Raw genomic sequence first — 15292 nt, 5'->3', positions numbered from 1 at the left:
GATCAAAAACTACTCGCGCGGGCTTCGCACATCCCTGTGAGTTGTCTGGCTCTCTTTCGACAGTTCCCTGTGTTCATCCTCACTTGTTATACGCTCATACCACTTGGGATGATGATGTTTGCACGATTCAATTGTCATCTGGCCGGTGATCCAGGTGAGAGACATGGGGTACTGGTCGGGATGGAAAATGACAAAGAAGAAGTGAAAAACCGCGATCGCCAGCGTGGCCAGCCAGGCCTCGTACAGATGCACAGTCTCCGCGATCTTCACGATCCACGGCGGCAGAAACCCGGTGAAGAATGTCGGGAACCAGAGGATAAATCCGGTCAGGGCCATGACCAACGTGCCCCATACCAGCGCCCAATACTCCGCTTTCTCGGTGTAATCATATCGATCGAACCTGGGGCGCTCGACCGCTTTGCCAAGATAGTACATCAGGTTCTTCTTGATGTTGACGGCGTCTTCCTTAATCGGAAGCATTGCCTTCATCTCTTCTTTGCCCCGGCGCGTCAGGAGCAGGAACAGCGCGTGATGGACAGAAATATAGATCAGGAATACCGCTGCGATCCGGTGAATGACGGAGCGTGTATCCTCATAGATGCCTACGAAATTCAACACCCGCACCCACCATTCGTTGGGGTAGCGAAGGGCGAATCCGGTAATGACCAGGATGATGAACGCCACGGTCAGGACCAGGTGCTGAAAGACCATGCCGCCCGTAAACCGCTGAACCGTCGGCATCGCCTTGTTTTGGCGATGTTTCACAACAACGTACCGGCTGACAATGATCAGGTTGTGTACGAGCATAGCGCCGATGATCAGCACAATGGCGATGATGTAAATGTTCCTGACCCAGGCGTCCAGCGCGCTGAATTCCGCCTCCGCCGTGTTGTGTGAATAGCTGGTCGCGAACGCCAGGTTCGCTTTCGGGTGACATTTCTGGCAGGTCGAGGTGATGTTCTCTTTGTTCACCGACGACGCCGGGTTGGCACTTGGCAGGATCTCATGCGCCATGTGGCAGGAGGCGCAGTTGGCGGCTTTCACCGACCCGCCCTTCACTGCCAGCCCATGGTACGAATCCTGATAGGAACTGAATTTCCCCTTCGCCAACCCATACTTCTCAACAATACGCGGGTCGTTGTGGCACTTGGAGCACACGTAGTCCGCAATGTTGGCGGAATTAACTGGCGAGTTGGGATCGTTGATCTCCAGAATAGAGTGCTCACCATGACAGTCCGTGCAGTTGGGAGCATCCAATATCCCTGCCGCCAGTGCCTTGCCGTGTATCCCCCGGCTGTACTGGATGTAAATATCGTTGTGGCACTTGGCGCACGTCATCGGAATATTCATCTTGTTGACCAGGGACTTGGGATCCGATGCCTTCCGCAAATCGTGCATTCCGTGGCAGTCGTTGCAGGTGGCCGCGGAGCCAATCCCCTTGGCTATCCCTTGGGCGTGAATGCCGCGCATGTAGCGGTCAAAGGAGTTTGCGATTCGTATATCCGGATCGCTCTTCAGCACGATCTTGGCGTGGCAGGACGAGCAGGTATACGGGAGGTTTTTCGGCGATGCCATCGAGGCCGGATCGGAATCGGGACGGATATTGTGCTTGCCGTGACACGACGCACATGTTGGGGCATTTGGATTGTCCTGGCGCGCGGTACCGTGTGCCGATGTCAGATACACCTGCTTGACATCATCGTGGCAGACCCCGCAATCGACCTTTCCGATCGCTTCTTTGTGGGGATAGTCCTGGGTGCCGGCCAGGTCAACATGGCAATCGATACAGCTCATGCCCTTGTGAATCGATGAGTCCAGCGACGCCTGCACCACGGTCATCGGAATCTCTTCCCCATGCGCGTTTACGCCGGTCATGCCCTGTTCGGCATGACAAGTGAGACAACTCTGATTGTCGTCTTGCGCCTTGAGTCCCCCCGCCAATGCCAGCGTGATCGCCAGTGCCAGAAACCGCACTATTATCATCGAGTCACCTCGGTCCATTTGTCGTGCCATCGCTCTCATACCGTCCCAGCTGGTGTAATCGACACGATAATCGTGTTGTATCACCAGTCTTTTGTGAAAAATATAACAATCTGGACCTCGTGTCAAGGTTCAAATAGACCTAAATGACTATCTTAGGGCAATATTGGGGCCAATAGACCACTCTGAAGTGCGCCTTTAATTCGCTGTGGGGCCTAATGATACGAGTTGGAAGGCGAAACGAGAGGCTCTTACGGTGTCGCCTGCTGCGGCACCGACTCTTTGGAAGCTACCGGTAGGGCTGTGGTGCGCACCATTTCTTCGCGGCGGCGTACATAGACGATCAATGAACCAAAGAGTATGAGAATCGCCCCTGTCCAGACCAGATTGATGATCGGTTTGCGAGAGATGTCAAGGATCAGGCGGTCAGGCGTATTGGTATCGGTCAATCCGGGGATACTAAGCGCCACTGCTCCCTGGTCCGCCAAAATCTGCTCGATCGTGACACTGTACTCCTTGCCCGAACTTCGAATGACGGCCGGCTGGCTGATGACCTTAGCTGAGCCATCGGTCCCCATCTCCTGCACAAGGGCTGGAGCTACCGCTCTCGCATCATTTCCGATTTTAACTGCCAATCTCGCTGCCACACGCATGCCCGACTCCATGGATTCACCATGTGCCCCTTTCATGTCGTACCCATCGAACGTGAGTTCAATGTCACCGATTCTTTTCGTCTCCCCTTTCCTGATAACGAGGCTCTCTCCCGTATTGCCGGGTTCGATCTGCTCCGGCGCCAGGTACAGATCGTATAGGAGTGAACGGTCGACATACGGTTTGCGCATGATCCCCTGCATGCGCTCGGAAAAATAAAGCTGGGGGCGGATTTCGCTGGGACCGTCACCGGTATCGAGCGACAAAACGAGTTCATTGTTCGGGTGATTGATGTCAAAGGCCATGCCACTGTAACGAATCTCTCGCCCAAATGCCCGGCCGGCTTCGCCGCGTGGAATGACCAGCTTTTCGCCGGTTGAAAGGGCCGACGATGCCAGAATCCCGATTAACATCAATCCGAACCCGACATGCGTCAGGTGGCCTCCTATGAGCTTCCACCGAGCCGGAAAGTAACCGGCTAATGCGATGACATTAGAAACGGCCGCCATTGCAGCCGTCGCAAAAAACAAAATGTACGAGTAATCGGTTACGCCGAGCCAGAGACAGGCGGTGATCGTTCCGGCCAGCGCCACCAGTGCGGGCGCCAGCAAGCGCACCAGGACCTTCTTCAGGAGATACATGAACAGTCCGGTCGCGATAAGCGCAAAGATGACTGCGAATACCAGCGGCGCTTTGAGCACTAGGTAGAACAGCCCAAATCCGAGCGCCAGTGACACGAGCGCGCCGGTCATCAGTTTGCGTGACCAGTGATGTGGTTTGAACTCCGAGAAATCTACTACCGGTGAGATAGCCAGCAGAAACGCCATCAGTGTAGCCAGGGGGAGCGCGAAATCGTTGTAGGTGGAAAGGGCGGCCGCGCGCGGTTCAATTCCAACCAGTCTGGTCAGAAGAGGCAGCGAAGTCCAGACCAGGACCACTAGGCCAAACAGCGTGAGCATGACCAATCCCGCAAACAACGAGAATTCACGTCCATAAAAATTGTAGTTCAGCGGCAGGGAGCGAATGCTCCGGGCTCTCCAGGCGAACAGCGCTGCCGTCAAGACCACGAAGAACACCATGAAGCCGATAAGCAGATTGTTGATCCCAAGATCGGTGAAGCTGTGAACCGAGAAATCCGCCAATACCCCGCTTCGGGTCAGAAACGTGCCGTATACGACCAGCAAAAACACAAAAGCAGTCAGTAGGATGTTCGTTTTTCGCAGCGCTTCCGAGCGCCGTTCGACGATCAGTCCATGCACCAGCGCCAGTGCGATTACCCACGGAACGAACGAGGAATTCTCAACCGGATCCCAGCCCCAGTATCCGCCCCAACCAAGAGTCTTGTAGGCCCAGAATCCTCCCAGAATATTGCCGGCACCAAGCGCGAAGGCTGTCACCGCCACCCACGGAAACACTCGCCTAGCCCAGCCCTGATAGTCGTTTAGTATCAGAGCAGCCATCGCTATGGCGAACGGAACTGCCGCCATGGCATAGCCTACAAAGATCACCGGCGGGTGAATCACCATCCAGGGGTCTCTCAGGAGTGGATTCAATCCGAGGCCGTCAAGAGCCGGCTCCGGAAGCAAAGCGAACGGCGAGAGCTTGATGAGAATCGCCAGAAAAAACAGGTTGATGATGCTGTATACAACCATCGCCCAAGATGCGTATTGAGCCCCTTTCCTTATGATTATGAATCCGAACAGTGCGTTGAAGAACAGCCATAACAGGTAGGTTCCTTCCTGCCCACCCCAAAACGCCGAGAGGATATAGAAATTGGATTGATCCCGCGCTGAGTATTCGAACACGTATTTGAAAGCGTAATTATGCGAATAGAAAAGGAAGTACAGATACGCGACTGCCAATCCGACAAGAACGGTGAATAGCGCGTAAGCGCGATTGGCCAGCCGCGCATAGCTCGCATCACCGCGAGTGGCACGAAGAAATGCAAATCCCGCTACTAGGTTAACGGCAAAGGCGCCGAAGATGAGAAGCTCGCCCGGGATCTGTGCAGTCATGTTTAGACGTCGGACGAACCCACGCCCTCATCATGTTTTTTCATATCCTGGTATTCCTGCCCGCCCTCGCCCTGATATTTAGAGGGGCACTTCACCAGCATCTGTTCGGCCACAAATACGCCATCGTTCGCTTTGCCCTTGAGCACGACCGATTTTGCCTGATCGAAATTTCCGGGCACCACACCGTAGTACATGACTTTCATTCGCCAGGCGGTCGTCGAATCTGCCGACTGCGGATCATACACGGCGAACTCGAGTCGTTTCAAGTCGGCGTTGTAGTTCACCTGGTTGAAATCGACCTTCCCCATCACCTGAACTGTCCGCTGGCTTTTTATCGCTTCGTTCAAGGAGACGTACTGTACGGTCGTTTTGAGGAAGGCCGAGGCCCCCCAGGCCAGGAACACCACGATGATAACGGCGCCGATAATGTATTTTGCCTTCATGACTTATGCTCCTCGAGTTTCTTCACGCGCTTGTCCAGTCGGAGTAAGAATACGAACAGACCGATCCACACGACCATCGTAACTGCGAGCGCGACGTAATTGCCATCCATTCGTTATTCTTTCTCCATTCTATACCTGGCCAGCGCCTGTACGCGGTTGGCCAGACCAAGCATCCATATGAACAATACGCTGAACAGGGCCAGGGACGAGAAGAAGATCGCTCGCACCTGCGGCCCCATGGTGAATTTCAAATTCTTATCGATCACCGAATCCTCGGGGTGCAGCGACGGCACCACGCGCGGTACCACAAAAATCAGGAACGGAACGGTAACAAAGGCGAAGATCGCGTATACCGCCGCCAGACTGGCGCGACGTTCTTCGACCTCGATCGCCCCGCGAAGCGCGAAATAAGCGCCGTAGATCAACAGAAGTACGAAGATAGAGGTTTCGCGCGGATCCCAGTTCCAAAACGACCCCCATGTGACTTTTGCAAACACCGAGCCCGATACCGTTGCCAACAGGCAAAAGACAAACCCGAGTGCCGCCGCCGAAGAGGCCTTATCATCATAGCCGATCTTGCGGGTTCGCAAGTAGAGGATTGAATAGACCATTGCCACCGCGAAGGCAACCACGCAAAGCCACGCCTGGGGAATATGATAATAGAATATCCTGCTTGCCTCGCCGATCTGGGCCTGCGGTGCCGGCGTGAGGAAACTGGCCAGGATCATGGCCGCCATGCCGAGAAACAACAGTAACTTCCACCACATAACATCAGACCACGTTAGACTTCGTGTATATCATCGGAACCTCGAAGGGCAAAATAGACCAGCGCTCGAAAAACGCAACAAAATTCATTCCCTTTGCTCATTTTTTCACAAGGCTCGCGTTTCTGCGCATTGTTCTTTTAACAGCTCAGCCGACTATCGGTTCCTCTATTCGGCTGTCAAAATTGAAGTTACGCATGGAAACCGCCTTCGGGTGGTCCATATTGCCTGGATCCGGCTCGGAGACTGAATGGCACTATTTGGAACGCTTTGGCCGGGAACGGGGAAGCGACGTCCGGAAACCGCTTGACAGCGCGCGTCGGACCGATATAGATTTGTGTGTCTACTAACGGGTATTACAACAGGCACACGTTCATCTCGGATCGCACCTTTCGGCGATGTCACAGTAGGTCATAGGCCCCGCTAAGTGCACGCCTGTTGTTTGTAGCGTAATGATCGGTCTGATCATCACGAAGGAGCGGGTTATGCGGGCAAGGATAATCGAAGTGAATGACAAGCAGATCTACCTTCAGGTGGATGAGCAACTGCGGTTCAAGACACCGTACGTGTCTGCCGACGGGGACAAACGCCTTTCACGCAAAGACGATATCGATTTTGACTTCACCCAGAAGGATGGCCGCGCGTTTGTTGTGGTGAGGCAGGTCCTGAAGGATCATCGCAAGATGTAGAGCACCTGTTCTTCTGTTGTTCGTCATCACCTCACTGTCTCGCACCATTTGACTCCCACACATTGTCGTCGTATTATGTTCCGCGCCTGGGCTGTCGTCTTGTGTTCGTTGCCAAGGTGGGACTCTGCACCTCTCGGCGCCTTTCGCGAATGCCGGGTGAGGTGCATTTGATTCAGATGGAGGACGTTCATGTCTGTTAAGCGAATTGGCTTGATAACCAGTGGTGGCGACTGCGGAGGACTGAATGCAGTCGTTAAAGGCGCGGCACAAATGGCGACTCGGCGGGGTTTGTCCGCGGTGGCTATACCAAACGGTTATGCGGGACTGTACAATCTGGTCAACATGGAGCGCCTGGTGGAATTGACTCCGTCGCGGGTTGACACGTTCAGCATCGGGTTGGCTGGCTCCGAAGCCGGGCACTCACGAGTGAAGATATCCAAGATCAAGGACCCGAACAAATTCCACCGCATTCGCGAAGGACTGGCCAAGTTCAATATCAGCGGGTTGGTGATCAGCGGAGGGGATGACACCGGCGCGGTCATTTTGGATCTGGACGCCGAGGGGATCAAGTGCGTGCATGCGCCCAAGACTATGGATCTCGATCTGGTGCCGTATAGTGTCGGCGGCGACTCGACTATCAACCGCATCAGCGACTTCCTGCGCGACCTCAAAACCACCGGGCGAACCCACAACCGCATTATGGTAATCGAGGTCTTTGGGCGATACGCGGGCCACACTGCCTTTCGCGGTGGCGTTGCCGGCGAAGCGGATGCCATCCTCATCCCCGAGATTCCGGTAGACTTCAACGAGCTATACCGTCACTTGAAGAAAGTCTATATGAAGCGGATCATGGAGAGCGATATCAAGGCCGGGACCTACACGGTGGTGGTTGCAGAAGGGCTCAAAGATGCATCCGGGCGCGAAATGTATGACGATAGTGCCGGACTGGATTCGTTCGGGCACAAGAAACTGGCGGGAGCAGGCAAGTTTGTGGCTCAGGAAGTCACGAAAATGCTGAAGGCGGATTCGGAAATACGGCAGTTCATGGAACAGCAAGGGATGTATGTCGAGGAGCTGAACGCCATTCCTGAAGTTCGGGTCATTGTGCCAAGCCATCTGGTCCGGTCCGGGTTCACGTCCGCTTATGACGCAAATTTCGGCATGGAGGCTGGAGCCTGCGCGGTCTGTCTGCTGTTGGATGGGGTCACGGGGGTAACCGTAACGGGATTTCACGACGGCAAGATCCATTACATGAACATCAAGGAAGCCATCAAGCAGCGGCATGTCGATCTGGGGCAGGTTTCGCTGTACGAGCAACTCGGGTTTTGCTTTGGGCGGGTACGTCAGGAGTTCCACCCCGATGTCCAGTCAGTCAGTGGTCAGATCGAGAGATTCTACTAAGCTGCCGGATGACAGATAATTAGCTGCCCTGTGACATTGCCCTCACCACTTCAGGGGGCGTTTGCTTTGGCCGATACTCAGCATATTGCTTGCGTTTTGGCCGGTTTCGGATATACTATAGGTTAGTCCGATTACTCGCTTATAGATGTTCCAGCCTGCCGCGGCTACCGGACCTTTTCGAGCCGGTGCCGACGCCAGATGTATCGCAGATTGAGGATGAAGCTGAGGCCTCTATGAATACCAGGCATTCGAGCATTGGAACTATTGTCGTTTTCTGTCTTCTCGTGTCGGCGGCAGTGCTGCAAGCCGGTCCGACTCTCCGTGACGACCCGGGTATACCGGATTCGGTATCGGTAGACTCGGTCCATGTCGCGCTTCCTACCACCCCACAGGTCGCGGTACGGTTCTATAACGACGAGCCACTTGGGGCCTTGGAGATCACCCTCATTCACACCAAGACAAACATTCAGGTCGACTCATTCTCCTTCGTTGGCGGCAGGACGTTCAATTCCGGTGCTTTTCAGGGATTTTCCGTCGACAGCAACGTCGTCGTGATCTTTTGCGTCCCTTCCTCCCAGACCATCCCGGCCGGAAGCGGTTTGCTTGGGAACCTGTTCTTCAGCTACACGGGACCGATCTCACCGCAATTGATCACGATCGATTCCGTGACGACATTCAGCAACCAGATCGAACGCAGCACGACCTTTTCGGATGAGACGTTTGTTCCGTTCGTGCCGCAGTTCAGGCGTGGGTATATCAATCTGCAGGTAACCTGTTGCGTTGGCAACCGGGGGAATATTGATGGCTCGCCCGACCAGGTCGTAGATATCTCCGACCTTCAGTTTCTGGTCGACTTCCTCATGGGCTTTCCGGGTGGCCGCCCGCCGGATTGCGCGGAGGAAGGGAATATCGACGGCTCGCCTGATGGGACTATCGACATTTCTGACCTTTCTTACCTCATCGATTGGCTGCTATTGGGAGTGGTTCCGAATCTGCCGCCGTGCCCATGATTCGCTCAGGCCGACATTTCGCAACAGAAGAGCCACAGAGCGGGATCGAACCGCTGACCTGCTGATTACGAATCAGCTGCTCTACCAGCTGAGCTACTGTGGCCAAACATAAAGACGGGCTTCAGTGATAACCGAAGCCCTTCAAATGTATTCCGGCAACGAGGATTGTCAACTGGAATTATGGCCTCTCAGCCAAGGCGTCTCATCAGTCCTACCACTCTGCCGGCTATCCTGAATTCTCCGGAGTGTTTCTCGATAAGTATCGGCTCGTAAGCGTCGTTCTCAGGTTGAAGGCGTATTTGCTTCCCTTCCGGGAAGTACCGTTTGACCGTCGCCTCGCCGTTGATGACCGCAACCACGATATCCCCCTTTTGCGCCACGGACTGTTTGTTGACCACGACGATGTCGCCGTTCAGAATCCCGGCGCCTAACATGGAATCTCCCTTTACGCGCAAGCTGAAACAATCCCCTTTGGGGAGAAACGACAGGTCGAGTGCGATCTCCCCCTCGATGTTCTCCACGGCGTCAATCGGCAGTCCCGCCGGCACGGAACCGACCACCGGCACCCTTCCGATCTGCCCCGCGAGGTTGCGCGTCAACTGGATACCCCGCGATATGAACTCCTGTTTTTTGAGGTACCCCTTCTTGATAAGTGCCGTCAAATGGGTTCGTACACCGTTGGTCGACGCTATCCCGAATTTTTCGCCTATCTCACGGATCGTAGGGCTGTGGCCTCGCTGGAGTATCTGTCCCTCGATAAACTCCAGCACCCGGCGCTGCCGATTCGTTAATTCTGCTTTCATAAGCCTTCCGTGTTACAAGCTCCTGACCTCTGAGGGTCGTCGCGTCGAACGAAGTTGAGACGCGATGAGCGCAGCGTTGTCGGCATGGTCCGGAACGGTTCTCGCCTTTGCTCGAACCGACGAAAGAAGGGCCAGGCTGCGACGCCGTTGACATTTCGCTATCGGCAACCTACTGCCCATCTGTACAGTTGTCAAGAAGAACGATGCGAACGAGCGACAGAATGTGATACAGAAGAGGCGACCCTGTCGGGCCGCCTCCTGTCAAGTCGTGGAATGTGGAGATTCGTCTTAGCTCTCCGCCTCCTGTTGTGCTTTTGCCTCTGCAATCACCTTCTGGGCCGTCTCGTTGGGCACTTCCTCATAGTGCGAAAACAGCGCCGAATAGACGCCCTGCCCCTGGGTCATGGAGCGGAGATCCACCGAATATTGATACAGCTCCGCCTGAGGCACCGTGGCCTTGATGCGTTGATTGGAGCCATCAGGGTCCATGCCGAGCACTTTGCCGCGGCGAGCCGAAAGGTCCCCCATGACATCTCCCGTGTATTCGCTTGGGGCCATGACTTCCACGGTGTAGATCGGTTCCAGAAGGACCGGTTTGCAATCAAGAAACCCTTCTTTGAAGGCCATCAGACCAGCGATCTTGAACGCCATGTCCGATGAATCAACGTCATGGTAGGAGCCAAAGAACAGGGTGACCTTCACGTCAACCACGGGCGCACCGGCCAATCCGCCGTGCTCCATCGATTCGACAACGCCCTTCTCCACAGCCGGAATGTACTTGCCGGGGATGACGCCGCCGGTGATGGCATCAATGAACTCAAAGCCGGCGCCACGGGTGTTCGGCTCGATCCGGATATGAACATCGCCGTACTGGCCACGGCCGCCCGACTGTTTCTTGTGTTTGTACTGTTTCTCGATCTTGCCGCGTACCGTTTCGCGATAGGGAATTTTCGGCTTCACCAGCTCGACATTCACACCGAAGCGCTTCTGTAGTTTCTCCACAAGTACTTCAATGTGAGTAGAGCCTTGAGCCCAAAGAACGATCTGCTTCAGAGCCGGATCGAGGACTACTTTGAACGTTGGGTCCTCTTCGGCCAGACGGTGCAAACCGGTTCCGATTTTTTCCTCTTCCCCCTTCGCCTTGGCTCGGACAGCAACATCCATGACAGGGTTCGCATAGACAACCAGGGGAATGCTGACCCCAAAGTCCTTATCCGCGAGCGTGTTGTTAGAGTGCGTATTTTTGAGTTTTACGAGTGCGCCGATATCCCCGGCCGAAATGGAGTCTACGTCGATCCGGTTCTTTCCCTGGAAGGTGTAGACATGGGCAATGCGCTCGGCTGTGGAGGTCTGTTGGTTATACAGATCCATGCCGGAACGAATTGACCCCGACATGCATCGAAGCAACGACATATCGCCGAGATGTCCCTCGGACATGGTCTTGAACACGAACGCTACGGTTTTACCGGTCGGATCAGGTTTGAGTTCGACTGCATTCTCCGTGCCGGTCTTGACTGCCTTCACGGGTGGCATCTGGACCGGCGACGGCAGGTACTCAGCAATGAAATCAAGGATGAGGCCGATGCCAATATTGCGTCCGGTCGAACTGAACAGCACCGGGTACAGCGTCCCTTTGGCGATCCCGGAACGAAGTCCCTTCAGTACTTCAGCGTCCGTCAGCGAGCCCTCGGCGAAGAACTTCTCCAGCAGTTCGTCATCGGCTTCCGCAGCCACTTCAATCAACGCATCGCGCTGGGCCTGCGCTTCAGATTTCAGTTCAGCGGGAATGTCGATATCGGACCGTTTGCCGTCCCGGTCAAAGCCATACGCCTTCATTTTCAGCAGGTCGATCAGCCCCTTGAAGTTCTCAGCTTCCCCGATCGGCATTTGCAGAGCAGCGGCGTGCTTGCCGAAACTTCTCTTGATTGAGTCCAGCGTGGTCTTCCACCGGACATGTTCTTTTTCCATTTTATTAACGACGAAGAAACGGGCGAGTCCGGACTCAGGCATCACTCGCCACTGTAACTGTGTGCCGATCTCCACACCGGCGGCGGCATCGACAAGCACGCCGACAGCATCGACGACGCGCAACGCCGATTGAAATTCACCCATGAAGTCGGTATGACCGGGGCAGTCGAGCAGGTTTATCTTCGTATCCTGCCAGACACAGGCCAGGAGCTTCAGCGAGATTGAGGTTTTTCGGGAGATTTCCGACTCAGTGAAATCGAGCAACGAAGTGGCATCATCGACCCGCCCGATTCGATTGTTGAGTCCTGTTGCAAATGCAATACCATCTGCGAGGCTGGTCTTGCCACAGCCCCGCTGACCTGCAAGGCAGACATTGCGTATCCTCTCAGTCGCGAATTCCTTCACCGGAAAACCTCCAAATCTATGGTTGCGGCCGCCAGGCCGGAATATTACCGGAGTCCGTTCACAGGTTGTCGAGAATACGCAAACGACCCGCCCAAGTCAACCGCTTTTCGCCGTGAGTTGGCCCCTGTCTGCGCTTCTGGACCGGTTAACGCGGACTAAATAGCCCACGCCGGCCCTGCACCGACGGGCAAACAAAAGGCCCGCCGAGAACGGGCCTGATATTGAGCGCCTGTCCACGATGCTCAGGCTTTGGCTTTTACGATCTCCAATTCGATGCTGATCTTTACGTCATTGCTCACGACAAGCCCGCCATTGTCAAGCGTCTTGCTCCACGAAACGCCAAAATCCTGCCGATTGATCGTAGCTGACGCAGAAAAAGATGCCCGGGTCCCGCCGAATGCCTCCACCGATCCATTGTACGCGCAGTCGAATGTGACCGGCTTGGTCACTCCCCGGATGCTCAGATCGCCGGTCATCTTGAACGAGTTGTTGGGGCCAGGGACGATCTGTGTTGACTTGAACGTGAGCGTAGGAAAGCTGTCGACCGCAAAAAAGTCTGACGATCGAAGATGATTGTCGCGTTTTTCGTTCTCAGTTGTGATCGACTTGGACTGAACCGTGAACTCGGCCGATCCGGCGGCCAGATCCTTACCGTCGAATACGATCTTGCCGTCGAAATCGGTAAACTTGCCCGATACGTTGGAAATGACCAGGTGCTTGACACTGAATCCGATCTGACTGTGGGCAGGGTCAATGTCCCAGGTCTGTGCAAATGAAACTGTCGCCAGGGTCAGGGCCGCAACAAGGGCCAGACTGATGCGTTTCACCATCGCGTAACACTCCTTCATCTTTGTTGTGGTTGTAGCTGGTTCTGGTAGGAAAACAACCGCGTGGTGGAATGGTTCCTGACGAATCGGTGGTTTCAGGTCTTGCGTGTCCGCTGACGAACCGCTTCAAACAGGCATATGCCAGTGGCCACCGATACGTTCAGACTTTCTACTGATCCGCGCATGGGGATGCGAACGATCCGGTTGCAGTGCTCGCGAGTCAATCGACGCAATCCCGTACCCTCGAACCCCATCACCAGAGCCAGGGGTCCAGTTAGGTCCACATCCCACACTGTCTCGTGAGCGTCATCGGCGGTTCCAGTAATCCATATGCTGCGTTCCTGGAGTTGAGACAGCGTGCGAGCGAGGTTGGTGACCTGTATGAAAGGGACCCGTTCCGCCGCACCGCAAGCAATCCGTCGAACCGTCTCTGTAATTGTGACAGCTCTGTCCCGCGGCGCTACAACTGCTGTCACACCAGCCGCGTCAGCGGATCGCAGAATGGCGCCCAGGTTGTGCGGATCCTGAATGCCATCGAGCACCAGCAGCAACGGCGTGGAACCGGCTTTGTCCAATAGCGACATGAGGTCATGCTCATTGAGCGCCGATAGTTTGCCGGAAGGATCGCCGTGCCGGTGCGACCGCCGGCCTGAAGACCGAGGATTCTGTCCCATTGTTAAAGTATACGTCATAGTATACGCACAATCAACAACCCGGTATTATACCCCGCTGGATAGACCAATTGCTCCTCGTTTCCGCTTGACACTCACACGCCAGCAAGCCTATACTGTCAGGTGGCAGAGACGCTGCTCCCATTCGCTTGACCTGGCAACGACGGAGAGTATCAACGGGCGCCTTATGAAGCCATCCCGCTACAATCGTTTCTTCGTGGCTGATGACGACCACCGGTTGGCGTTTAACGCTGCGACCACAGCCTTGGCCGAGCTCGACCGGGACACACGAACGCATCCAGCATATCATGTCCGGCAACGGGAACTGCACCGAACCGGAACAGCAAGCCCTGCTATCGCAGCTTTCGAGTGCCTCGTTTCTTGTTGATGACAGCTTTGATGAGGTCTCCTGGCTGAAGGCACAGAACCGTCTCCGACGGTTCGCCAACAGTACCCTCTCCCTTACCATCGCGCCGACCATGGCATGCAATTTTGCCTGTACATACTGTTTTGAAAACCGCCATGCAGGTCGAATGTCAGATGATACCGCCGATGCGTTGATCTCTTTTGTGGAGCGCCGACTCAAGCGCTCCGATGCCCTGGCGGTTACCTGGTTCGGCGGCGAACCCACGCTTTGTCTCCGTCAAATCGAGCGATTCCAACGGGCATTCGCCGAATCAGCCTTGCGCTACGATGCCGTTGTCCATCCGTCTTCGATAATCACAAACGGCTATTTGCTTGATGGCGAGATGGCCAAGAAATTAGTAGCGGCAGGAATCTCGTCGGCGCAGGTAACGCTCGATGGACCACGCGAGGTTCACGACCGACGCCGCAAATTGAGCAATGGCACTGGGACGTTTGACCGCATTCTCTCGAATCTCGACGCGGCAGCAAGATTGATGAAGATCGTCATCCGTGCTAACCTCGATGAAGGCAATTTCGACGACGCGCACCGGTTGATCGAGTCACTGGAATCAGCCGGCCTGTTGGAACACGTGTTCGTCTACTTCGCCCAGGTTAATCCGTCCGGATCAGCGTGTGCGGACGTGCGCGGACAATGCCTTTCCACGGAGCGGTTCGCGAAGCGGCAGGTGCAGTTATATCGGCAGCTCATCGAACGCGGTTTCTATCGCATAGAGTATCCCGACCTCGTAGCGGGGGGTCACTGCGGTGCGGACAGCGCCAACAGCTTCGTGATCGATCCCGATGGGAATCTCTTCAAATGCTGGGAAGAGCTCGGACATGGTCCTGACCGCTCGACCGGCACGATCTTCAACGACGACATGTCGCCTGGTCAACAGATGAACCTCGCCCGGTACATGGGGTGGGACCAGTTCGCTCTGCCCGGCTGCGTGGAATGCGATATTCTTCCCATGTGTATGGGTGGGTGTCCAATCGAAGGACTGAGAATGTCGGGTGACCGACATGGATATTGTTGCTCCTGGAAGTTCAACTTACAGGAGATATTGGAGTTACGGTACCTTTGTGAACATCGGAAGGAGGTGAACACATGAAGTTTATCGAGAAGCCGAAAACTGCGCAGGCGAAACCGTGTCCCTGCTACAACCGGTTATTTTATATTCTGCCGCCTAACCCGGTGAAGTAATTACACACACTGCGGAGCGCTCCCTTGGGTTCCCCCCGGAGCGTTCCGCAGTCTCGAGA

12 protein-coding genes, 1 tRNA gene and 1 pseudogene are annotated in these 15292 nt (G+C 55.1%); 4 read left to right on the top strand and 10 right to left on the bottom strand.

The window, feature by feature from the left end; genetic code table 11:
- Positions 1-9: 9 nt before the first annotated feature.
- From AB1644_07920 to ccsA (AB1644_07900), 5 genes are all read right to left on the bottom strand, one after another.
- Positions 10-1983, bottom strand: a complete 1974-nt coding sequence (locus tag AB1644_07920; protein MEW6050970.1) for a cytochrome c3 family protein — start codon at positions 1981-1983, stop codon at positions 10-12.
- Between the two features lie 248 nt (positions 1984-2231).
- Positions 2232-4646 (bottom strand): cytochrome c biogenesis protein CcsA, encoded by a 2415-nt coding sequence (gene ccsA / locus AB1644_07915; GenBank protein ID MEW6050969.1) that lies wholly within the window; start codon positions 4644-4646, stop codon positions 2232-2234.
- Between the two features lie 2 nt (positions 4647-4648).
- Complete coding sequence (locus AB1644_07910; protein ID MEW6050968.1) at positions 4649-5089, bottom strand: cytochrome c maturation protein CcmE; 441 nt, start codon at positions 5087-5089, stop codon at positions 4649-4651.
- Positions 5086-5199 carry a CcmD family protein gene (locus tag AB1644_07905; protein MEW6050967.1) on the bottom strand — a complete coding sequence of 38 codons (114 nt, stop codon included), beginning with the start codon at positions 5197-5199 and terminating at the stop codon, positions 5086-5088. Before AB1644_07905 ends, AB1644_07910 begins: the two co-directional genes overlap by 4 nt.
- Positions 5200-5202: 3 nt before the next feature.
- Positions 5203-5856, bottom strand: coding sequence for a cytochrome c biogenesis protein CcsA (gene ccsA, locus AB1644_07900; GenBank protein ID MEW6050966.1), 654 nt, complete (start codon positions 5854-5856; stop codon positions 5203-5205).
- Positions 5857-6338: 482 nt separating this feature from the next.
- On the opposite strand from ccsA (AB1644_07900), the gene AB1644_07895 reads away from it, so the two are divergent.
- The 3 genes from AB1644_07895 to AB1644_07885 all read left to right on the top strand — a co-directional run bounded on the left by AB1644_07895 (position 6339) and on the right by AB1644_07885 (position 8953).
- Entirely contained in the window at positions 6339-6542 is a 204-nt protein-coding gene (locus AB1644_07895; protein MEW6050965.1) for a hypothetical protein, read from the top strand.
- 189 nt (positions 6543-6731) lie between these two features.
- Positions 6732-7943 carry a 6-phosphofructokinase gene (locus AB1644_07890; protein ID MEW6050964.1) on the top strand — a complete coding sequence of 404 codons (1212 nt, stop codon included), beginning with the start codon at positions 6732-6734 and terminating at the stop codon, positions 7941-7943.
- A 233-nt stretch (positions 7944-8176) separates the two neighbouring features.
- Complete coding sequence (locus tag AB1644_07885; protein MEW6050963.1) at positions 8177-8953, top strand: hypothetical protein; 777 nt, start codon at positions 8177-8179, stop codon at positions 8951-8953.
- Between the two features lie 30 nt (positions 8954-8983).
- Here AB1644_07885 and AB1644_07880 read toward each other — a convergent pair.
- From AB1644_07880 to rlmB, 5 genes and pseudogenes are all read right to left on the bottom strand, one after another.
- Positions 8984-9056 (bottom strand) — tRNA-Thr (locus AB1644_07880).
- Between the two features lie 85 nt (positions 9057-9141).
- Positions 9142-9756, bottom strand: a complete 615-nt coding sequence (lexA, locus tag AB1644_07875) for a transcriptional repressor LexA (GenBank protein ID MEW6050962.1) — start codon at positions 9754-9756, stop codon at positions 9142-9144.
- Between the two features lie 288 nt (positions 9757-10044).
- On the bottom strand, positions 10045-12129 hold the full coding sequence (fusA, locus tag AB1644_07870; GenBank protein MEW6050961.1) for an elongation factor G: 2085 nt from the start codon (positions 12127-12129) through the stop codon (positions 10045-10047).
- A 242-nt stretch (positions 12130-12371) separates the two neighbouring features.
- Positions 12372-12959 carry a YceI family protein gene (locus tag AB1644_07865; GenBank protein ID MEW6050960.1) on the bottom strand — a complete coding sequence of 196 codons (588 nt, stop codon included), beginning with the start codon at positions 12957-12959 and terminating at the stop codon, positions 12372-12374.
- A 92-nt stretch (positions 12960-13051) separates the two neighbouring features.
- A pseudogene (gene rlmB, locus AB1644_07860) lies at positions 13052-13558 on the bottom strand (23S rRNA (guanosine(2251)-2'-O)-methyltransferase RlmB).
- Between the two features lie 377 nt (positions 13559-13935).
- Between rlmB and AB1644_07855 the strand changes: the two are divergent.
- A complete protein-coding gene (locus tag AB1644_07855) occupies positions 13936-15141 on the top strand; it encodes a radical SAM protein (GenBank protein ID MEW6050959.1) in 1206 nt (401 codons plus the stop codon).
- Positions 15142-15292 lie beyond the last annotated feature (151 nt).

This window comes from Candidatus Zixiibacteriota bacterium (assembly GCA_040753875.1).
Lineage (GTDB): Bacteria > Zixibacteria > MSB-5A5 > GN15 > FEB-12 > DATKJY01.
The sequence above is the reverse complement of the archived record's forward strand: the minus strand, read 5'-3'. Positions and strand labels throughout refer to the sequence as shown.